This is a genomic window from Acinetobacter sp. Ver3 (assembly GCF_000632455.1).
Lineage (GTDB): Bacteria > Pseudomonadota > Gammaproteobacteria > Pseudomonadales > Moraxellaceae > Acinetobacter.
Window position 1 is genome coordinate 76,631 of record NZ_JFYL01000003.1, and the last position, 22,196, is coordinate 98,826.

The 22,196-nt window shown below is 39.8% G+C and carries 23 protein-coding genes; 9 read left to right on the forward strand and 14 right to left on the reverse strand.

Annotated features, from left to right (window positions below; all coding sequences use genetic code 11):
- The first annotated feature begins 95 nt into the window (after window positions 1–95).
- Together CL42_RS01685 and CL42_RS01690 are read left to right on the forward strand one after the other, a co-directional pair.
- Window positions 96–965, forward strand: a complete 870-nt coding sequence (locus CL42_RS01685) for an EamA family transporter (RefSeq protein WP_035264275.1) — start codon at window positions 96–98, stop codon at window positions 963–965.
- 113 nt (window positions 966–1,078) lie between these two features.
- Window positions 1,079–1,957, forward strand: coding sequence for an EamA family transporter (locus tag CL42_RS01690; protein ID WP_035264278.1), 879 nt, complete (start codon window positions 1,079–1,081; stop codon window positions 1,955–1,957).
- Between the two features lie 38 nt (window positions 1,958–1,995).
- On the opposite strand, the gene CL42_RS01695 is transcribed toward CL42_RS01690, so the two are convergent.
- The 3 genes from CL42_RS01695 to truB form a co-directional block, all read right to left on the reverse strand.
- Window positions 1,996–2,454, reverse strand: coding sequence for a hemerythrin domain-containing protein (locus CL42_RS01695; RefSeq protein ID WP_035264279.1), 459 nt, complete (start codon window positions 2,452–2,454; stop codon window positions 1,996–1,998).
- Between the two features lie 148 nt (window positions 2,455–2,602).
- Window positions 2,603–3,370 carry a sulfite exporter TauE/SafE family protein gene (locus CL42_RS01700; protein WP_035264281.1) on the reverse strand — a complete coding sequence of 256 codons (768 nt, stop codon included), beginning with the start codon at window positions 3,368–3,370 and terminating at the stop codon, window positions 2,603–2,605.
- A gap of 12 nt (window positions 3,371–3,382) precedes the next feature.
- Complete coding sequence (gene truB / locus CL42_RS01705; protein WP_035264283.1) at window positions 3,383–4,288, reverse strand: tRNA pseudouridine(55) synthase TruB; 906 nt, start codon at window positions 4,286–4,288, stop codon at window positions 3,383–3,385.
- Window positions 4,289–4,434: 146 nt separating this feature from the next.
- On the opposite strand from truB, the gene CL42_RS01710 reads away from it, so the two are divergent.
- The 7 genes from CL42_RS01710 (at window position 4,435) to CL42_RS01740 (ending at window position 12,439) form a co-directional block, all read left to right on the forward strand.
- Complete coding sequence (locus tag CL42_RS01710) at window positions 4,435–5,475, forward strand: lipase secretion chaperone (RefSeq protein WP_035264286.1); 1,041 nt, start codon at window positions 4,435–4,437, stop codon at window positions 5,473–5,475.
- 37 nt (window positions 5,476–5,512) lie between these two features.
- Window positions 5,513–6,499 (forward strand): lipase family alpha/beta hydrolase, encoded by a 987-nt coding sequence (locus CL42_RS01715; RefSeq protein WP_035264287.1) that lies wholly within the window; start codon window positions 5,513–5,515, stop codon window positions 6,497–6,499.
- Window positions 6,500–6,781: 282 nt separating this feature from the next.
- The gene (locus CL42_RS01720) at window positions 6,782–7,765 is read left to right on the forward strand and encodes an esterase/lipase family protein (RefSeq protein ID WP_035264289.1); all 984 of its coding nucleotides are present in this window, start codon (window positions 6,782–6,784) and stop codon (window positions 7,763–7,765) included.
- Between the two features lie 221 nt (window positions 7,766–7,986).
- On the forward strand, window positions 7,987–8,976 hold the full coding sequence (locus tag CL42_RS01725; RefSeq protein WP_081403225.1) for a lipase family alpha/beta hydrolase: 990 nt from the start codon (window positions 7,987–7,989) through the stop codon (window positions 8,974–8,976).
- Window positions 8,977–9,134: 158 nt separating this feature from the next.
- Window positions 9,135–10,109 (forward strand): esterase/lipase family protein, encoded by a 975-nt coding sequence (locus CL42_RS01730; RefSeq protein WP_035264290.1) that lies wholly within the window; start codon window positions 9,135–9,137, stop codon window positions 10,107–10,109.
- 228 nt (window positions 10,110–10,337) lie between these two features.
- Window positions 10,338–11,315 carry a lipase family alpha/beta hydrolase gene (locus CL42_RS01735; protein ID WP_035264294.1) on the forward strand — a complete coding sequence of 326 codons (978 nt, stop codon included), beginning with the start codon at window positions 10,338–10,340 and terminating at the stop codon, window positions 11,313–11,315.
- A gap of 143 nt (window positions 11,316–11,458) precedes the next feature.
- A complete protein-coding gene (locus tag CL42_RS01740) occupies window positions 11,459–12,439 on the forward strand; it encodes an esterase/lipase family protein (RefSeq protein WP_035264296.1) in 981 nt (326 codons plus the stop codon).
- A gap of 61 nt (window positions 12,440–12,500) precedes the next feature.
- On the opposite strand, the gene rplS is transcribed toward CL42_RS01740, so the two are convergent.
- The 11 genes from rplS to CL42_RS01795 all read right to left on the reverse strand — a co-directional run bounded on the left by rplS (window position 12,501) and on the right by CL42_RS01795 (window position 22,153).
- On the reverse strand, window positions 12,501–12,872 hold the full coding sequence (rplS, locus tag CL42_RS01745) for a 50S ribosomal protein L19 (RefSeq protein ID WP_004787066.1): 372 nt from the start codon (window positions 12,870–12,872) through the stop codon (window positions 12,501–12,503).
- A 179-nt stretch (window positions 12,873–13,051) separates the two neighbouring features.
- Window positions 13,052–13,792, reverse strand: a complete 741-nt coding sequence (trmD, locus tag CL42_RS01750) for a tRNA (guanosine(37)-N1)-methyltransferase TrmD (RefSeq protein ID WP_035264302.1) — start codon at window positions 13,790–13,792, stop codon at window positions 13,052–13,054.
- 26 nt (window positions 13,793–13,818) lie between these two features.
- Window positions 13,819–14,367 carry a ribosome maturation factor RimM gene (gene rimM / locus CL42_RS01755; RefSeq protein ID WP_035264305.1) on the reverse strand — a complete coding sequence of 183 codons (549 nt, stop codon included), beginning with the start codon at window positions 14,365–14,367 and terminating at the stop codon, window positions 13,819–13,821.
- 18 nt (window positions 14,368–14,385) lie between these two features.
- On the reverse strand, window positions 14,386–14,643 hold the full coding sequence (gene rpsP / locus CL42_RS01760; protein WP_035264308.1) for a 30S ribosomal protein S16: 258 nt from the start codon (window positions 14,641–14,643) through the stop codon (window positions 14,386–14,388).
- 144 nt (window positions 14,644–14,787) lie between these two features.
- Window positions 14,788–15,252, reverse strand: coding sequence for a type IV pilin protein (locus CL42_RS01765; RefSeq protein ID WP_035264311.1), 465 nt, complete (start codon window positions 15,250–15,252; stop codon window positions 14,788–14,790).
- Window positions 15,236–15,733: a type IV pilin protein gene (locus tag CL42_RS01770; RefSeq protein ID WP_035264313.1), complete on the reverse strand. Its 498-nt coding sequence runs from the start codon at window positions 15,731–15,733 to the stop codon at window positions 15,236–15,238. The genes CL42_RS01765 and CL42_RS01770 overlap by 17 nt, the downstream gene beginning before the upstream one ends.
- 9 nt (window positions 15,734–15,742) lie before the next feature.
- A complete protein-coding gene (locus CL42_RS01775) occupies window positions 15,743–19,414 on the reverse strand; it encodes a PilC/PilY family type IV pilus protein (protein ID WP_035264316.1) in 3,672 nt (1,223 codons plus the stop codon).
- Between the two features lie 12 nt (window positions 19,415–19,426).
- A complete protein-coding gene (locus CL42_RS01780) occupies window positions 19,427–20,170 on the reverse strand; it encodes a pilus assembly PilX family protein (RefSeq protein ID WP_081403224.1) in 744 nt (247 codons plus the stop codon).
- Window positions 20,167–21,204, reverse strand: a complete 1,038-nt coding sequence (locus CL42_RS01785; RefSeq protein WP_035264319.1) for a PilW family protein — start codon at window positions 21,202–21,204, stop codon at window positions 20,167–20,169. The genes CL42_RS01780 and CL42_RS01785 overlap by 4 nt, the downstream gene beginning before the upstream one ends.
- Window positions 21,204–21,722, reverse strand: coding sequence for a type IV pilus modification protein PilV (gene pilV / locus CL42_RS01790; RefSeq protein ID WP_228133218.1), 519 nt, complete (start codon window positions 21,720–21,722; stop codon window positions 21,204–21,206). Before pilV ends, CL42_RS01785 begins: the two co-directional genes overlap by 1 nt.
- A complete protein-coding gene (locus tag CL42_RS01795; RefSeq protein WP_035264326.1) occupies window positions 21,722–22,153 on the reverse strand; it encodes a pilus assembly FimT family protein in 432 nt (143 codons plus the stop codon). The genes pilV and CL42_RS01795 overlap by 1 nt, the downstream gene beginning before the upstream one ends.
- Window positions 22,154–22,196 lie beyond the last annotated feature (43 nt).

The following is a 22,196-nucleotide window of genomic DNA, read 5'->3' on the forward strand; positions in this document are numbered from 1 at the left end:
GGTTTTTTTATGGTGTTTCATCTGAGTTGACGTAGGCTCCGCCAACTTAGATGAAAGATATCCCTTTCTAATCTAACCACCATACGTTTAAAACCATGTCTTTGTTAAAAATAAACCCGCAGTTACAAGCACTCGGTTTGTTATTGATCGCCATGATCAGTCTACAAAGTAGTGGTTCATTAGCAAAAGTTTTATTTGAACAATTCCCGATCATTACTGTGTCAGCTCTACGTCTGACATTTAGTGCTGTGATTTTGGCGCTTATTTTTCAAGTTTGGAAAATTCAATTTAAACAAATTAAATGGACAGCCATTGTCAGTTATGGTGTCGCATTAGCTGGCATGAATATGTTGTTCTATCTTGCCATTGATCGTCTTCCACTCGGTTTAGCAGTTTCATTTGAATTTATTGGTCCACTCAGTGTGGCCTTATATTATGCGCGTCAAAAGTTTGATTTTATTTGGGTTAGTTTGGCCATTATTGGACTGATCCTTTTATTTCCCTTTGACCAAGCCAAACAACCTTTGGATTTACTTGGTGTATTTTTTGCGTTGGCAGCTGGCGCATGTTGGGCACTTTATATTATTGCTGGTCAGCGGCCTTCGGGAGTTTCAGGTAATCACACCGTATGTTTAGGCATGTTTGTTGGAAGTATCATTCTCATGCCGATCGCCCTCAGTATCGGCTTGCCAGCAAGCGTATTTGAAATTAATCATCTAATGTTATTCATCACTTTAGCGATACTCGCCAGTGCTTTACCCTTTACTTTAGAAATGATTGCACTACGAAATCTAACAGCATTAAGTTTCGGTACCCTGATGAGTATTGAACCAGCTGTTGCCGCATTATCTGGGTTTGTATTTTTGGGTGAGCAATTGTTATGGAATCAATGGCTAGCATTGTTTACCATCATTTGTGCCTCAATTGGCTGCACCTATACCACTCAACACGCCAAACAAGAATGATCTCATACTTAATTTAAACTACATTTTCCATGATGGATTGAAGCACTGTGGTCATCATAATAATGTTAAAATTTGAGCAGTCTCACTCTTTTTAATTCGGCTTCGTTTTCCCAATGCCAAATGCTCAACTCACTGCCGTGCTGTTCATGGTCTTATCCATGATCGCCTATCAAATTAGTGCATCCTTCGCAAAGCAGCTTTTTGAAGTTTTAGATCCATTTACTGTGGTCACTTTACGTCTATGCTTTGCATCAATTATGGTTGTATTGATGTTCCGTTCATGGAAAATTCTTCGTCGCCTTCCTTACTTAAAATGGAAAGATCTTCTCTTTTATAGTGGTTCAGTCGCTTTGATGAATGTCTTGTTTTATGCATCATTAGGAAAACTACCACAAGGGATTGCAGTAGGACTTGAGTTCTTAGGCCCACTCACGTTGGCTTTACTGTCAATCCAACATCGAAGTGATTACATTTGGGTCATCCTGGCAATTTTCGGTGTAGCACTGATGGTGCCTTGGCAAGATGCCAATGCGACTAACTTTTCATATCTTGGGGCTGCTATGGCCATTGGTGCAGGCATTTGTTGGGCATTCTATATTTATTTTGGACAGAAAGTCGTTCGGCAGAATATCGGCATGCATGCTCTCAGTATTGCAATCGTCCTCTCAGCATTGACCTTATTGCCGATCAGTATGGTTTATAATCCATCCGCATTAGTTCAATTTGAATATTGGCCACAAGCCATCGTCATTGCGCTTTTGGCTACTGCTATTCCCTATGCATTGGATTTATTGGCATTAAAGAATTTAAGTAAAATGTCTTATGGAACGCTATCAAGTTTGTCACCAGCATTAGGTGCATTGACAGGTTGGTTACTGTTGAATGAACACATTACCTTATTACAAGCCGTTGCTTTGGGTTGTATTATGATTGCATCAATTGGTGTTACTTATCGCGCTGCTAGAATGAAATCACATGGCATAGAAACATAAAAAAAGATGGCACATGCCATCTTTTTTTTATCATGGGGTTAAACCAAGCTGTCTTTATCTAATTTCTTATATTTCTTATATTCAGTTTGATATTTTTTAGCCAAACTCTCCTTTTGTTTATCCTCTAGAATTTTTCCTGCTTGCTGAAAAAAGCCATGCTCTTCTTCTTCAAGATGATGATGCACGGTTTCTGACAATTTTTTCGCGATGGCTAACCATCCTGGATTACTGAATTCAGTTTCGGTGAGTTGCTCAAGTAATTCGTCCATTTCATGATGTTCAGCTAATGCATGACGCGTAATATTCAAACCTGAATCGGTCATCATCAGTGGAATATAGAAGTATCGATCTTCTGCCACTGCATGAGCAAACAATTCATTTTTTAGCTGCTCAAATAATGTTCGGCGTTCTGGCGTGTCCCCTGAAGTTTGAACCAGCTTCTCAGCAAGTTCACGTTGAACATCATGACTTTCACGTAAAGCTTCAAAAATATTCATCTTGTTATCCTGTCTTATAAATATGATTTGAATAAAGAAAAACTTGAATGATCTTCAAAACACTCAACTTACTATAAGAGCTTAGGCGATAACTTAGAGATAGGTTTAAGAAGCGATTTGTATAAAAAAGTTTAATGTTGAGAATGGTTTACATTAAGAACATCTGATAACTTAATCGAACAATTAAAATAGATAGTAGAATTAAAAACAGAATACGAATAAAACCGCTACCGTATTTAAGCGCCAACTTCACCCCGACAATCGAGCCGATCATATTAGCGACAGCCATCATGGCACCTACTGCAAATAAAATGTGGCCTGCAGGAATAAAGAATGTAAGAGCGGCTAAATTGGTCATCACATTACCAATCTTGGCCAAAGCTGCTGCATGCAAAAAATCGACTTGTAAATATCGAATAAAATAAAAAATAAAAAAACTTCCCGTTCCCGGACCGAATAATCCGTCATAAAACCCAATCGCCAAACTTCCTATTCCAGCCAAGATCAGAATTTTAGTGTTTACCGTTTGTGCAATCTGAACCTGTCCAAACTCCTTCTTTGACAATGTGTAAATTGCCATCACAATCAGCATCACCAAGACAAAGGGCTGCAAGATTGATTTCGGAATCATAGAAACACTGGCAGCTCCCGCAAAAGAACTGATGGCAGCACATATCGCCACCACCAGTAATAACTTCCATTCAAACTTAACTTTTTTAGCGAAAGTCCACGCGGATGTTGCTGTTCCAACAACCGCAGCTAGCTTATTGGTGCCAAATAATGTTGCTGGCGCCATATGAGGAAAAGCACTCATCAATGCTGGAATCTGAATGAGACCACCACCACCGACTGCTGCATCAATCGCGCCTGCGCAAAATGCAAAAAAAATCAGGCTGAGGATGATGTCTAATTCCATAATTGAGTTCGCTTATAAATTTAATACACGTTTAGGAACTAGACGTTTTTTATCAGTAATTTCAGCTAAACCTAAACACTTTTTTTCATCAAATACGAGGACTTGAGATTCGGCAGGATGATCAATATTACTTTCCATCCCACGACAGAAATATTCTGCACGACCTTCTGGTACTTGAACCTTTGGAAAATGATCGACAGGCGCATAAGCAGGCAACAATAATGCTTCACGTTGTTGTTCAGTTAGACTTTCTAAATATTCAATAGTGTACTCTGGCACAATACCAAAATGCCCAGTTTGAATACGATGTAAATATGTTAAGTGCCCATAACTTCCTAAAGCTTGAGCAATATCCTCTCCCAATACTCGGATATACGTTCCTTTTGAGCATGTCACATCCAAAGTAATTGAATCTTGAGTGAAAGACATCAGTTCAATCGCGAAAATATGAATTGGACGAGCCTCACGTTCGATTTCAATTCCTTTACGCGCCAGCTCATACAAAGGACGACCTTCTTTCTTTAAAGCAGAATACATTGGAGGAACTTGTTGAATGTCTCCAACGAATTGCTGAATCACGCTTTGAATTTTATCTTCGTTAAGTTCAATCGGTTGTGCCTCGAGCAAAACTTCACCCTCGACATCACCTGTAGTTGTACTATTTCCCAATTGAATCGTCGTTTGATAACGTTTAGTAGATTCCAGTAAAAAGTGTGAAAACTTGGTCGCTTCACCTAAGCAAATCGGGAGTAAGCCTGATGCTAATGGATCTAAAGCGCCAGTATGACCACCTTTTTCAGCACGATAGAGCCAACGCACTTTTTGCAATGCTGCATTTGAGCTAATCCCCAAAGGTTTGTTGAGTAGAAATACACCACTTATATGACGTCGAGTAATTTTTGGAGATTTAGCAGACATTAGATAATATTCAGATCAGTAAAATACTGCTATTTTATCAAATCCATTTATCGAATATTGATTAAATTTTTATGCATAAAATGTGACATTTGTGGCAAATTATTCTACACCATTAATAATAACTAAATGATTTCATAGGATGTGAAATGAATTCAAAAGCTAAATTGAAAATTACACTGCTGATTCTGGCGTGTCTGATCGTTTTATTCCTTCTCTTTCAATGGTTGAAACCTGACTCAGCTGAATCTGCTGAAAACTCACAACGAGCAGCACAAGATGCCGAAATTCAATCAGAAAATATGGCGCTACAACAAAGTACAACCGTGAATGGTTCTAGCTTTGCAAGTAAAAGTCAGCAAGATATTCAAATCAATTGTCAAATCCAAACCGATAACGCCAACAGTTTGATTGTGAATGAAAATACTAAGAACTGTTTTGAGTTTTTTATTACCCAATACGGCGAAAAAGAGATTCCGCAAATCAAGGCTGATTTTATTAAATTTGCTCAAAGCACCTATCAAGAACCATTACTAGGTCAACTGACAGATTTATGGTCACGCTATGTTCAATATCGTGAAAAAATGGGTGACCTAACACCACCAAACCATGACAAAGAAAGTGCGCAGTATTACAAAGCTATTTTTAATCAGATGAAATCATTGCGTAAACAATTTTTTTCAGACTATGAAATTGAAGGTTTATTTGGTATAGAAGATGAATATCATGATTATACCTTGGCTCGCATGAGTGTCATGGAAGATAAAAATTTATCGGAAAAACAAAAAGCCGATAAATTAAAAGATCTGTTCAATGATCTACCTGAAGATTGGAAAGAAAATTTAAAACAACTTTCTCAACTCGAAGATCTTCGTCAATTAACTGCAGAAATTAAAGCTCGTGGTGGTAGTGCAGAAGAAATTCGTCAAATGCGTCTCAGCTTAGTGGGTCCTGAAGCAACACAACGTCTAGAAAATCTTGATGGACAGCGCTCAAATTGGAAAAGCAAGGTCAATCAATATTTATCTGAACGTGACAGCATTGTAAAAAGTAATATGAGCCCTAGTGCAAAGCAGGAAGCTGTACAACACCTCCGTTCTCAACATTTTAATAATTCACAAGAGCAACTTCGGGTAGAAACATTCGAGCAAGTTCATGATCAAGGCGGTCAACTTCCTTTTGCCGATTAATCTTTTCAAGGAACACATTCATTCACAGGGAAGAACGATGAAAAACTTAAAACTTAAATTGATACCTACAACGTTAGCATTCGTCACAACGCTATGCTTATCAAGCTCATTCACTGCCCATGCAGGTCCGGGATTACTCGAAGTAAATGAGACAAAGATCGGTAGTTACGCAAAAACCAAATATCCTATTGTGATGACACACGGTTGGTTAGGCTGGTCTCGCATAGGCAATGAAACATTCAATATTGACTATTGGTATCAAATCTTACCTGATCTATCGCGCCATGGTGCACGCGTTTTTGCAGCACAACTCTCACCTGCTCATACGACTGAATTTCGAGGAGAACAATTAATTTCTCAGGTTGAAGAAGTAATTGCGATTACTGGGCAGAAAAAGGTCAATCTGATTGGTCATTCGCACGGCGGACCGACTGTGCGTTATGTTGCAGCAGTAAAACCCGACTATGTTGCTTCTGTTACTGGTGTAGGAGGGACTTTCAGAGGTTCTATGGTCGCAGATAAAATTCAAAATAATGAAGCAACTCGAACAATATTTAATATTTTAGGGGATTACATCATTCCCCCATTAATTGCTTATGCACAAGGTCGTCCTGATATGCCGATCAGCTTTGATGCTTCGATGAAATCATTAACTGAAACAGGCTCTGCTGCATTTAATGAACGTTTTCCAACAAAAGCTCTCGCGTCAAGTTGTACTCGTTTAGGCAGCCCAATAGACAACGGAATCTTTTATTATTCTTGGACTGGTGTTGCACAAACCACCAACCTCTTAGATATCGATACCATTTTAATGCAGCTAGGGCCTTTAGCGTATGGCAATAAAGATAATGATGGCATGGTTGGGCGCTGTAGCACGCATATAGGACGTGTAATTCGTGATGATTACAAACTAAATCATACCGATTTAGCTAATATGATGTTCGGTCTCAAAGGTTTATTTGCCCCAGATCCTATTTCACTTTATCGCCAGCATGCCAATCGTTTGAAACTGACAGGACTCTAGACGCACAAAATAGCGCAGTTAAATGGAAAGCTATTCATCAGAATAGCTTTTCCGACCATCAGCGACTCTCGACAAAATTTAAATAATGCTTTTTGAACACATTTGCTAATGATTAAATCCTTTAATTATTTCAACTTTTGATTCTTTTTTGCTTTTTATATGTTAATTCGGCAAGCTAAATTGGCATTTTTTGTATCTTGTTGCATTCAATAACATCTTTTAAGGTCTTCTGTATGTTCATCTGGAAGAACATCATAGATTCACTAAAAACTAGGAATAATAATGAAAATAAAACACATTCTAGGCTCGCTGGTGACAGCGCTATGTCTAACATCTACGACAACTTATGCTACTCAAGCTCAACAGATCAAAGTCTCAAGTGTCAAATCTGATTATGCCAAAACGAAATATCCTATTGTATTCGCTCATGGAATGGTTGGATTTATACGTTTGGGCACTGAAAATCTAGGCATGGATTACTGGTATCAAATTTTACCTGATCTAGCGAGAAACGGTGCAAACACATGGGCGGCTAGAATGTCTCCTTTCAATTCTTCTAAAGTCCGAGGTGAACAATATGTTCAACAACTTGAAGAAGTCATGGCGATTACTGGTGCTGACAAACTCAATCTGATTGGTCATAGTCATGGTGCAAACTCTGTTCGTTATGCCGCAGGTGTAATGCCTGAACATGTTGCATCGGTGATGACTGTAGCCGGTGCCAACAAAGGTACAATCATCGCGTCAGATGTATTAAAAATCGCAGATAAAACAGGAACATCAGAGCTACTGAATGTTCTCATCAGCACTTTTGGTAAAGTCATTATGTGGGCGCAAGGTCTTCCTGCTGATACGTTCCCACATGATGCGATGGCCGCTGGTGTGAGTACATCTGTTGAAGGAACTGCCTTGTTTAATCAAAAATTCCCTCTCGGTTTACCATTAACCCACTGTGGCGAAGGTGCTTATCAAGAAAAAGGAATTCATTTATATTCAATGACAGGAAACAAGCCTTTTACGAATGCCTTGGATCTAGGTGACCCTGTCATGGTTCTACTTGACCGTTTGTCGGTTCATAAAGCAGGAAAAAATGATGGCATCGTTCCAGTTTGTAGTGCCCATTTTGGTAAAACTATTCGTGATGACTTTCCGTGGAATCATTTAGATGAGGTGAACTTGCTGTTCGGAATTAAAGGATTTTTTGCTCCTGACCCAGTTGCAGTTTATAGACAGCACGCCAACCGCCTTAAATTACAAGGACTTTAAATCTCTAGCTCTTTAATTGAGTAATTGCTTTCAAATTCATTAGGCTGGATTTGAAAGCAGATTCAAATCTTCATCAAGATAGTTCATTGATCAAATCTACCTCTCTTTTTTAACCTTAAAAATTTACCATTCATCTATTCGATATTTAAAATGTGATTTACATCACTATAATCAATTTAACTCTAGGATTAGGGTTTGATAATAAAAAGTTGAGGATGATGATGAAATACAACAAAATTATGGCGTGCCTACTTACGTCTGCAGCTTGCTTAACGACTCAATTATCTAATGCTTCTGCATTAGAAGTGAAACCTGTAACCTCGACACTTGGCAAATACAATACCTACGCAAAAACTAAATACCCAATCGTATTTGCACACGGACTAACAGGATTTGTCCGTCTTGGTACAGAGAGCTTTGGTTTAGATTATTGGCACCAAATCCTGCCAGATCTAGCGCGTAATGGTGCTAATGTCTGGCCTACACGAGTATCTCCATTCAACTCCAACGAAATTCGTGGAGAGCAATTGCTTCAACAAGTTGAAGATATTTTAGCCATTACTGGTGCACAAAAAGTGAACTTAATTGGGCATAGTCAAGGTGGACCATCAATACGTTATATTGGTGGAACAATTCCTGAACATGTGGCATCCATGACCACTGTCGCTGGTGTGAATAAAGGATCACCTATGGCAGACTTTATCTTGCGTTCAGAAGGAACAGGACTTGATACTGTGCTTGCGACAGCGATGAATTTTGTCTCGGGAGCAATTGTTTGGGCACAAGGATTAAATGCGAAAAGCCTGCCACATGATTCGCTTGCCTCGGCTAAAAGTTTATCTACAGCAGGCTCATTAGCATTTACAGAACGTTTCCCTGCGGGTGTACCAACCACAAAATGTGGTGAGGGTGCATATCAAGTCAATGGCATGCGTATGTATTCATTTACTGGTAATACACCGTTTACCAATGCCCTTGACCCATCGGATTATGCAATGCAAGCGGCATCTTTCATTGTATCTAAGGAAGGTGCAAATGATGGTTTAGTCCCAGTTTGCAGTGCTCGCTTCGGACAAACGATTCGGGATGATTACCGTTGGAATCATTTAGATGAAGTCAATCAAATGATGGGGATGACTAGCATTTTTGCAGCAGATCCAGTATCGGTTTATCGACAACACGCAAATCGTTTGAAACTTCAAGGACTATAATCTTCTCAAGCCTCCATACACTCATCACGAAATTATGGAGGCTTATCTTAAAAATTGTTCCCTAAAGTTTAAATCCACTTTTCTTTCCTTTTGCTTCGCTATACTCTTATTGTGACAACGGAAATTGTCGAGTATTTCAATCCATCTAAGGAATAGAGATGAGAAAATTTATTTTGGGGACATGCCTCTCTTTCGCATGTTTAATTGGCACGAGTTACGCTGCTACAGCACCTGAACAAGTGACTTCAAAATTTCAAACTACTTATGCAAAAACCCAGTATCCAATCGTATTTAGTCACGGAATGTCTGGTTTTATCCGTATTGGCACTGATCCACTCGGTGTAGATTATTGGTATCAAATTTTACCTGATCTCGCCCGTAACGGTGCAAATGTATGGGCTTCCCGTGTATCGCCATTTAACTCATCAGAAATTCGGGGTGAGCAACTTTTACATCAAGTTGAAGAAGTCATTGCACTCACTGGATCGCCTAAGGTCAATCTAATCGGTCACTCTCACGGCGGGCCCACAATTCGATATGTCGCAGGTGTAAGACCTGAATTAGTCGCATCAATGACAGCGATTGGGGCGCCACATCAAGGCTCACCAGTGTCTGATTTTATATTAAAAATTCGTGATACAGCACCAATCCTTGAAACACCTATTGTGGCTGTAGTCAATCTACTGTCTAAAGCTATTATTTGGGCACAGGGACTTGATCCAGCATCCTTCCCTCATGACTCACTTGCGGGAGCCAATAGTTTGAGTTTAGCAGGATCAGCAATATTTAATCAAAAATATCCTATAGGCGTTCCTCAAAACTCATGCTCTGAAGGTTTATATCGTGAACAAGGAATATATAACTATTCCTTTACGGGTATCGGAACGGTCACAAACCCACTTGATGTAGACTCAGCTTTAAAAATTACCAGTCTATTAATTGATGGTGGTCAAGAGAATGATGGCCTCGTTTCACGCTGTAGTGCGAAATTCGGTAAAACCATCCGTGATGATCTCAATTGGAATCATCTAGATGAAGTCAATCAAGTGCTTGGTTTAAAAAGTGTCTTTGCGCCAGATCCAGTCTCGATGTATCGTCAACATGCAAATCGCCTTAAACAACAAGGTCTGTAATATATTTTTTTGTCTGCACTCATCTCTAGATGGGTCCAGACTGTTTAAATAGCCCTCATTAGCATGACATATCTATCCTATAAATGAGTCACCCATCCAATTTATATCAATAAATTTGCACTTTATCTCTTTTTTATAGACTTAAGTCACAATTTTAGTATCTTAAATTATGGCGATGGATATCGTCTGAATCATAAAAATAAACGAATCACTGAATGAGTATCGAAAATGAAACTAAAAAAATTAGTCATGAGCCTATGCATAGGTTCATGTTTTCTTCCTGTTGCACAAGCCTCAACGCAAATCAAAGATTTAGCCGTTAACCATACCGTCAAAACACCTAAATCAAATTATGCACAAACCCAATACCCTATTGTGCTTGCCCATGGCTTATTTGGCTTTGGTAGTATGGTCGGTGTTGACTACTTTTATCAGATCACTCCTGATCTTGCTCGAAATGGTGCAAACATCTGGCAAACACGTGTTTCAACGATGAACTCAAGTGAAGTGCGAGGCGAACAAGCACTGAGTCAAGTTGAAGAGATACTTGCCATTACCGGTAAGCAAAAAGTGAATTTAATCGGACATAGTCATGGTGGTCAGACTGTTCGATATATTGCAGGTGTTATACCTGATCATGTCGCATCTGTTACGACAATTGCTTCTGGAAATCAAGGAGCAAGAATGGCTGATATACTAGAAGGTGTTCTGGTAGGTAATATTTTAGAAGCACCTGCTCGCGCGATTTTTGACAATCTGGTATCGCCAGTGATTACATTCGCATCTGGTCTTGATCGAAAAGTCTTTCCTTATGATGCTAAAGCAGCCCTACAAAGTTTAGGAACGAAAGAATCACTCAAATTTAGTCAGAATTTTCCAAATGGTGTACCTACAACCCAATGTGGTGAAGGGGCTTATCGTGTCAACAATACTCATTATTATTCATTTATGGGTAACTCTCCATTTAATACCGCTTTAGATCCATCTGATTATGGCATGTTAGCTTCTTCTCTTTTGGCTGAAAAAGATGGAGATGGAATTGTAGGACGTTGCTCCGCTCGATTTGGCAAGGTCATTCGTGATAATTATAAATGGAATCATTTAGATGAAATTAACCATCTACTCGGTTTAAAAAGCATTTTTGCACCAAGCGCTGTAGATGTTTATCGTCAGCATGCAAATCGACTTAAACTCCAAGGGCTATAAAACCTAAACACAAAGGGTGAGCTTTTCACCCTTTCTTTCAGTTTAACAATGATTAACATTTAGTCGGATTTATCTTATTTTTTGTTTAGTTTTTCTTTACAATATTTTTTGACAATAAATATTGTCTTTTTAAGGAAGAAAAAATGAAAACAAAAAAAATGATCCCAGCACTTCTGCTAAGTCTGGTAGGATTATCTCAACTTACATATGCTTCCGGCCTGATCGATGTCGAAGCTAAATACGTAAATACCAATTATGCGCAAACTAAGTACCCTATTGTTATGGCCCATGGCTTTGCATTAGGTTTTAGCCGCATTGGTACAGAACATTTCGGTTTAGATCAGTTCTATCAAATTACCCCTGACCTCGCACGAAATGGTGCACGTGTTTTTGTCGCTCAAATGTCTCCTGTCGAATCAACTGTGGTTCGTGGTGAGCAACTGTTACAACAAGTAGAAACAGCTTTAGCTATTACGGGTAAAGACAAGGTCAATTTGATCGGCCATAGTCATGGAGGACCTACTGTACGTTACGTTGAAGCGATTGCTCCTAAGAAAGTTGCTTCTCTAACTGCTGTTGCAGGCAGTATTAAGGGCTCTCCCCTAGGAGATACTTTCGTAAATAGTAAAGTGCTTAATAGTGTAGCAAAATTAGTTATTGGTGATATTTTGGCACCTGCAATTTCAATTATGGAAGGTAATCCAAGTCTTAGCGTTAATTACGAACAATCCATGTATGATCTTTCTGTAAAAGGTTCTTTAGAATTTAATCAAACGTTCCCATCCGCTGCGATCCCGAAAGACTGTAATTCTAACGGTTCATCACAAACGGCTAACGGCGTATATCATTATTCTTGGATTGGTTCTTCAAAGGTGACCAATGTTCTCGATATTTTAGATACCGCAATTGTTGTCTTAGGGACAGCGATTATGCCTAATGAACGCAATCACGATGGTCTCGTGCCTATTTGTAGTGCTAAATACGGCAAAGTAATTCGTGATAATTACAACTTAAATCATTTTGATGAAGTCAATCAAATACTTGGGCTTAAAGGCTTCTTTGCTCCTGATCCAGTATCAATCTTTAGACAACATGCCAATCGTTTGAAGATTCAAGGTTTGTAAGTTTTGATCATAAAAAAATGCGCCAAAAGGCGCATTTTTTTGCTTCGAAGCAAGGCTAAAATTAACCTTGTTTACGAGCTGGTAACTTTTCACGAATACGTGCAGCTTTACCAGAAAGTTCACGTAGGTAATAAAGTTTAGCACGACGAACGTCACCACGACGTTTAACTTCGATTTTAGCTACGATTGGTGAATGAGTTTGGAAAACACGCTCAACACCAACACCGCTAGAAATTTTACGTACTGTGAACGCAGAGTTCAAACCACGGTTTTTCTTAGCGATTACAACGCCTTCGAACGCTTGTAAACGTTCACGGTCGCCTTCTTTTACTTTTACTTGGACAACTACTGTGTCACCTGGTGCAAAAGCTGGGATGTCTTGTTTAAGCTGAGCATTTTCTACAGCTTGTACTAAAGGATGCTTACCGCTCATGGGGTATCTCCAATATGTGTGGGTCAGAAGAGGTCTGATATCCACTGGGGCTAGAGGCTAAGGCGCATAGACCCGATTGACTTTCCCTTTATGCTTGACCGCTTCAATGCATAAAGAGCCTATTTAATACTTCAAGCAATATGCTTGAGGTCATATTTGCTTAAATAAATCTAAAAGATTTATTTTTGCGAATCTTTGAGCCATTTCTTTTGCTGCTTAGTCAACTCAACTTTTTCAATCAATTCAGGTCGACGTTCAAGCGTTCGTTGATAGCGCTGCAAAAAACGCCATTTTTCAATATTTGCATGATGACCTGATTTTAGTACCTCAGGCACATCCAAACCTTCAAAATGATCTGGCTTTGTATATTGCGGACAGTCGAGTAAACCATCCACAAATGAGTCTTGAACGTGTGATTGTTCATCAGACATTGCACCCGGAAGTCTCCGAATAATACTGTCCAATAAAACCATCGCAGGCAGTTCTCCCCCAGATAAAACGTAATCCCCTATGGACCATTCCTGATCAACATATTTTTGGATCAAACGCTCATCAACACCTTCATAACGACCACACAATACAATTAATCCGTCATATTGCACGAAATCTTGTACTGAAGGTTCATTTAAGGTTTTACCTTGTGGCGACATATACACCACAGGTACATGAACAGCACCTGCTTGCGTTGCAAGCTCTTTGGCACGATGAATTGCTTTTGCCAATGGCTCAGCCATCATCACCATACCAGGACCACCACCAAATGGACGCTCATCCACTCGTTTGTAGTTCCCTGTTGCAAAATCACGAGGATTAATACAATGAATTTGCATTAAATCGCGTTTCGCTGCGCGACCGCTAATACCAAAACTTGTAATCGCTTCAAACATTTCAGGAAAAAGCGTAATGACTGCAAAAAACATCGCAGACTCCCGTATTTCCGAAAATATTAGTAATCTACGCCCCAATTGACATAGATACGACCAGTTTCGAGATCAACGCGTTGCACCACATCTTTATGCCATGGAATCATTCGCTCTTCGCCATCGACACTGTCAGCAGTTGCGCGAACTACCATCACATCGTTAGCACCTGTTTCAAACAATTCGTGGATTTGACCAAGATTGACTTCTTGCTCTTCATCATCCAGACCTAACACTGTTAGACCCTTTAGATCAGACCAATAATACTCGTCCACGCCTGGTTGAGGCAGTTGCGATTTAGAAATCCAGATATTTGCGCCAACTAAATTGTCTGCTGCAGTACGATCACTCACACCTTTCAGCGAAACAACTAAGCCTTTACCATGTGGCTTCCAACGTTTCACATCTACAATTTGCCAACCTGCTTTGGTCTCGATGTACCAAGGCAGATAGTCAAATATGTTGCTCATAGGTTCTGTGTTGGAATAGACCCAGAGCCACCCATTTAATCCATAAGCTGAACGTAGCTGTCCAATCTGAATACGATCTTCGGGAACATTCTGTGTTGGTGTCATGGGCTAGCTTCTACCGTATTAAACAGCAGCTGCAGCTTTTTTAGCTTGAGCAGCTAATGAAGCAACACGTTCAGAAGGTTGAGCACCTTGAGCAACCCAGTGAGCGAAACGATCAGCATCTAAACGAAGTTTTTCTGCTTTACCTTGAGCTGTAGGGTTGAAGAAACCGATACGTTCGATGAAACGACCGTCACGTGCATTACGGCTATCAGTCACGATGATTTGATAGAACGGACGTTTTTTAGCACCACCGCGTGCAAGACGAATAACAACCATGATAGAACCTTATAGTTTTTACGGATTATCCCTGCACCGACCATCGATACATTTCAAACCCCTTTCATAGAGGGCAGTATTTTACGTGAACTTTGATCCGATTGAAAGCTCAAAAATTATTTATCCACATTTTTGAATTTAAATTTATTTTCCATCCCAGTTTGTACTTGAAGAAGGTGTACAAGAAGCTGCTTTCACCCAACATTTTTCATTGGCTTCATTTATGACAAAGTGACCATCTGTTTGCATCAATTTTCCACTCACAGGCACTGCACTCAACACCCAACTGTTGTTGGTTACATCTGCTATACCAACCGTATAGACAGGATCATAATACGGAACTTCAACTCGATTTTGCGCATTGGTCTGAAATCCCAATTCAGCCAACGTGACTGCTTTGCCATCCGGTTTAATATAACTGTAATTCGCAACCTGATAGTGCTGAAGTCGAGCTGCAATATCTGCCAATGTGGTTTTTACTTCGACACGTTTAGTTTTACGAACATATTCTTGGTAGGACGGATAGGCAATCATGGCTAAAATTCCAATGATGACCACTGCAATCATAATCTCTACTAAAGTAAATCCTGAATTACCATTGTTTTGCATTTGCACCACATCCTGTATATGCATTGACTTCTTTTAAGTCATTTTCCACCAAATATTCTGTTTTACAACGAATACCCTGACTCGTCGCCAAAAACGCATCATAGCCTGTCTGCGTTGGTACAGCTCGAATCCCCCATGCCCGTCCCAAGCCCTGATCTGAACTTAATAAGGTTTTAGGTGTTTTTTCACTGATATCGGCAATACTAATCACATATTTTGGTTTCTTCGCATCAGGCAGGGAAATACTCGTCATTGAAGTATCTTGATCGTAGATATACTTCGCATCAAAACCTCGATAGGAAAAACTACGACTTTTATAGCGTTCAAGTTGTTCAATAATTTTGGATATTTCTTGCTGAGCCTGTGCAGCAGCATTACGTTTTAAATAACTTTGGTAAGATGGCACTGCGATTGTCATCAATATGGCAATTATCACTACAACAACCATCAACTCAATCAGCGTAAAACCTTTTTGATTCATGGTAACCACCTACTGACGCTCAAACCAGTTATAAGCTTTCAGCACTTTGGTTGTGATGTAGTTGGTATAACCACCGCCCAGCAAAGTCGTTTTCTTTTTACCATTCTGGACAATAGGTACGCTGTTTAGCTTACTAATCCCATCAGACTTAGTGTCTGAGATTTCTGCCACAATTTTATTTTGAAGATTAGACGTTGATCCAGCATCTCCACAAACACCATACGGCAAGCAAAGCTTTAAGGTACGACTTGCTCCTTTAATGCCCCCAGTACATTGGTTCGGTTGTTGTGACGACGCATCATTTGGATTGTATAAAGACACATATAAATCTGAATGACTTTGACTATTTGCGATCGCAATATAACCATTTAATGCTTTAACTGTACCAGTATTCGCTGTTTCGTTTTTAGACGTTGTTCGTTGCAGCACATAGAACCAACCACGCTTATTACGGTTCATCAGATGTGGCACTGTTGTACCTGATAAATTAGACCATGCAGTTAAATGAGCTTCGGTAAGGTTTTGTGTTTTAGCAAAATTCGCTTGAAATAAATTCGGTTGTGCCAAGTCATAATCATGTAACACATAGACTCGATTGTCATAAATATTGCTGGTATTTAAAGGAAAGCTGCGATTTCCTGACGCAATACTCACCGCACCAAATCGCTCACCATTCAGATCATGGATGGTCAAAGCAGGCATTTCATAAAAACGTTGGTGATACGCACTAAAATCAGCAAGACGTGTCACTCGTCCAAACGCGGTTGTATTCGTTCCAAGACGATTATTGAGATCGACGCGCCACACTTGCCCACCTAAATCACCAAAATATAGGTGATCGATCAAACCATCCGTATTGCGGTCAAATGCTTTAATTTGACTGACCACACTATATTTCATCTCAGCATGCTTAACATCAACACTGGTTTGATTCGATTGGTTGCCATAGCGTGCATTCCACAATAATTCGCCCGTTTCAGCATCAAAAATATAGACGCCCGCCCCTTGATTAGCTCGTTGACCAGTTAATGCAGATTGAGGCTGATAACCATCCGTTTCATAGGCCATATCATAGCCACCACCCACAATCATGACCGTTTTAACTTTGCCGTCAAAACGAATTTTAGCAATGGTAGGTTTAGACCAACTATATCCCATAGCTTTTAAGGCATCTGATTGATTTGTGCCGCTCACTGATGTTGATTTACTCTTTATCGTTCCAGAACTTGGATCAACATGGAAAAGTAATTCAGGTTGGTTCGGATTTTTCATATCCAAGGCATAATAACTACGCCCACCCATGCGCATACCACCATAAATGTTGGCTTTCGCAGCAATAAACTTATTGTTGTTCTGATCAATCTTATATTGAACATCTGAAGTCCATGATCCATCCATGCCATAAATAGGATGCGCAGATGACAATAATGTATTGGACTGTTCAAGTAACGCGTCTCGTCGACTTGGATCTTGAACCATTTCATGAGCTAAGAAACTAAATGCCTCTTCACCAGTTTCTTGATCCACAACATGCAATAATCCTTGCATCGTCCCAAATACCACGTAATCTTTTCGATGAGTCGCATTACGGGTATTCGCTAAAATGGTACCAGACCCCGCGTTATATTTTGCTTCGAGCGTCACCAACAATGGTTCCGAGTGAACAACGCCTCCCATTTGCTGCATCACCTTAAGATCTTTAACCTTATTTAGATCATTCCAAATGTATCCAGCAGGTAAGCTACTTAAGTAGTTTTTATCAAGTCGATAACCCAAAGCCGACAGTAAATAGGGTTGATATACATTTTGTCGCCACCCCGACTTGGTTGAATCAATATAGGTCGCGGCTAGCACATTCTGTGTCGTTAATTTCGTCAGTTGTCCATTCTCAGAACCTACCAATCGTTTTGCTTGATCACCCGTTGTGGCAATCGTTGCATTGGTGAATAAAGGGCGCGTTTTTATTTTGTCTGTAGCAGTAACACCTGCTAGTGGTGAAGGTGTGACAATCCGAGAGAACACGCCCCCTTGAATTGCACTCAAACCATCATCTATTCCAGTATTGTTCCAAAAATCCTGCGTATTGGTTCGTATTGCACCTGATCGATCAAGTACCTCTTTCCCCGCACGATCAATCATCACAGCTTGAGCATTAATACTGTATTTCTTTAAGTTCCCTAACCATAATTGATGTGTGGAAGCCAATACCGAATTTGCTGTGCTCACCTGTGGTTGAAACTGCGGTGCGAACACATAAGGATATGCTGAACTTGTTGATAAACGGTCAAATGGCACCACATAAGTACCAAAACTAGCAGCCTCAAAGTTACCGTGAGAGACGGCAACCAAGAAGGTATTCAATGCATTCTGAATATCTTCACCAGAAGTCGCTTGGGTATACCCCCCAATTTCTTGGCGAGTCCCGTAGGTATCCCCTTTACCAATCACATTCCCCAACTGTTTTAATGCTTGAGCATTCATACTATTGGAAATGTCATTTCCAGAACCTGTATAGTTACTATCAAAAGTACAATGATCGTATAGCCCGTCATTGTCATAATCACGACAGGTTTCTCGTGGATGCTTTTGGAATAAGGGACCAAAACCTACAGTAGATGTATAAACACGCTTCTGATTCGCATCGCTGGTCATCTGTGTTTGATTTGCCAAACGCTGAACCATCTTACCTACGCAAGCCCATGAACTACGGTTTTGCCAGGTGGTTTGATTGGCTGACACAGCATTACCAATATCATCTTCATAAAAAAGATATGGCTGCGTCGCCATTTCCTTAAACTCACCATTGAAGGTCGCGGCACCACTGGCACCTTTGGCATTACCGTAATTGTAATAGACATCTTTTAAGGGCGAGCCTTCACAAGTAAAGCTGTCATCTGCCAACGCATTTTGCATGACAGGGAGTACCGTCTTTGGTCTCAAACCAACTGGCGCCCCATCTGTTAAGAAAAAAACACCTTGCGTACTACATTGGGCATCACTGTTATTCAACTTGTTGAGTGGCGCTCTATAACTACCATCCGCTTTGCGAATGTCCGCTGGCGCAAATGATGCTCCAGATAAACCACGGCTATAATTAGAATATTTAGATGAAGGAAGTAAATCGATGCCTTTTAGGTTAGCCCCAAAGGTACGATTTCCTAGTAAATACGCATAAGTTTCTGAGAGTAATAGTGGTGTGGGCGTACTACCTACGGCTCCAATACTATTAATTTTATTGATTAAATCCGTACGGTGAGCAGGTGTAAGTTGTTTTGCTTCTAGTAAGATTTTAGATGAACGAGCATTTTCACCATAGCTTAACCAATCTTCTGTTGTCCCTATTTCACCCGTTGACGTAAACACCGATACCCCAATATAAACATTATCTGGAATACGATAATTTCCTGATAAGTCCTTTGCATTTAAGGCATCTACCAATGAGTTTTTTAATGCATTCAAACGGCTAACACTTCGACCTTTATAAGTTGCATCTACTGCACTCATACTCATCGAGTTATCAATCGCCAACATGATAATCGGATTATTTTTTGCTACAGGATTTTGATAAATTTGTAGATCACTGGCACTCAATTGCAATGGGATCGCACCCAATGCCATCACGACTGCAATACTTTGCGCAATCATCTTTTTTGTAAAATGATTCTTTATATTTTTATTCACAATACATCCCCATTAAGATTCAGCGCGCTGATAAGCATCAAAAATGTAACTTTGAATTTGGGTGTTATAGGGCACACCAATATCCTTTAAACAAGATGAAATGGTTTGTGCATTACCCACCAATGGTGCTGTATGTGGTCGGCGCAAACAAAGATGGATTTCATCCGTTAAATCTGTCGAAGACAATGCGGGTAAGAGCGATGTTGAATAGACTGTTATTTTTTTAGTATCAGAAGGTTGTCCTATACTTTCAGTGTCAGTTCCAACGTTTGCGTTTGAAAGTGGGATATCATGATCACTGTCTGATGGAGGGCTTACGATTACAGACACCTGAGTTAATTGCGCCTTACGAGCACTGGCATAATCCCCATCGTTTGATAAGGAACAAAACCCAGAAACACCATCGACTGAGACATCACTCATTGCTTCATTCCAACGCAATACACTACTGTTGGAAACATTAAACATCGCACTATTGGATTGGTTTCTAAAACAGAATACGACTTCGTCACCTTCATTCTGAATCGAGTAACCAATTAAGCTCAGAGGGTTACCACTGGAGGCAGCATAGCCGCCATGCCCCAATCGATAAAAAACAGTATCGGAAGATTGCATTAACAATTGTTGCGCTTGGCTGTTGGTGGTGATATTCAAACTCACCATACTTTGTCGAATCGCCCAAGTACCAATAATGGTGAGCAGAACTAACATAATCAGTACCACAATCAGCGTTGCACCACGTTGATGTTGAATCATAAGCCCTCCGCTGAATCCATCACACTCATACCATTTCGAATCGCGATCGTTTGTGTAATGACTTGTCGAATAAATTTAGTCGCGACGGTTTTTTGTGCTTTTTTTAATTTTACTTTTTGATCAAGAACTTCAAATTCTTGATGAGGAGAAATTGCTTGATTTTGACCTACATTCTCAGATGACCTTACTAATAAACCGACCTGTATTGAATTGATGCGTGGCCGTGGATAAACATTGAGCTTTTTATAATCTTCAATACTTATATATCTTTGCTGTGCCGTATTATCGTCATTAGAAATCCCCAACAGATAGTGAAAGTGATCAACACGATGCATCAAAATTTCACCATTCGTTGTTCCAAAGACAGTCTGTTTATTATTAAAATTTTTTAGAATTTGAGTGCTGTTACGCGTGTACCACCCTGCTTCACAGGCCAAGACCAATGCATCGTGTGGTTCTTTTTGAATATTTGCATTTGCATCTTTACGTAGAAAAAAACGTTGAACAATATATCGTCCAGCATCGTAATTATTACCTTCACAATCCACACCTTGTGTATCAGCATAAAACTGCATGACCAATTGGTCGCTCATTCCCGCTTGAGCAGGTTGTGAAGATTCAGCTGAAACCAACTCTATATTACTCGGCATACCAGATTGCGATACAGGCACAACCTCCGTATTTGGAATATTTCGTGAAATATTGACGGGAATATTGGTCGCATTAAATGCCAAATCACCAGATGTAGGCACCACTGGAGACTGAGCTGAAGTGATAACAATGCCACCATGCGTCAAACGATCATTAATGATATTTACTTGACCATAATTTGCTTTACGAATTTCATAAGTAAGAAAGCGCAGACCAAAGTTGCCGTTATCTTGAACCTCCGACATCCCTTTCTGCATCGTGAATCCCATCTGCCCTGTAAAAAACAGATGTACCGCAGCAGCGGTAATCAATAATCCAAGCACCAAAGCGATCATAAGCTCGACTAGCGTCAAACCTTTTTGCGTATACCTACGATGCTGCATCAATAAAGCTCCATAACAATGCATTGCGCCTTTGGTAAATAACTTCCAACATGGGTACATGCATCTTTTGCAGAAGCATCATCAATAGGTTTGGTTTTTCCCCATGCTACGTAAATGCATCGGCGAGATTGCAAATTATTACTGACTTGGCAATTCGGCATTTTGATACTCATACCAAGACCATTGGCATTTTTTATTATCTGGGCAGCATCATAATGGGTAAAATCGGCTGCTTGAACACATGGATTCGTCGTTCCTTTTTGCACACATGATTTGGCTGTAGTTGTTTGTGTTTCTGCATTTATTCTGGCTTGATACTGAGTATAAGCATTTGAGTTCGCACGTATCTTCTCAGATAAGTCACGCGCTAAATTCATGGCTTGTAATTTAGACATTGCTTCATGTGAAGCATCAATTGCGCGCATTTGTAAAAATGAAAACCCCAATACCCCAATGGCCAAAACCAATAAGGCAACTAGAATTTCAATCATTCCTACCCCCTGTTGCGCAGCACGCATTAGCATGTCCCCTCTGCTTTTAAATATTGTGTTCCCATTCTTGTAATTGCTATCGTTTTAGAAACACCTAACACCTTATTACAAATAGAAAAATTTATGTCAGATGTAAAGTCAGAAATTCCCCCATCCACCCAGAATGTGACTTTTTCTTGTGATGAAGTCAATTTATTTTGCGCTTTGGGTGTCCAATGAAAGATTGTATTGCTATCTGATTGATTCGACTGAAGATCTACAGTCACATCTTTTCTTAACAATGTTGCTTGATTACGCGCCATCATCAGCACGCTTGATAATTCACGTACATCTGAATTTAGGCGATATTGCGCAACAATATTTTTAAAAGATGGAATAGCCATGGTTGCTGTGATTGATAGCACAATTGTGGTAATCAACAGCTCAATAATGGTAAAGCCCCGTTGTAAGTCTTTCATATTCAAACTTTTGTATTTAATTATTAATGTTACAAAAGTAATA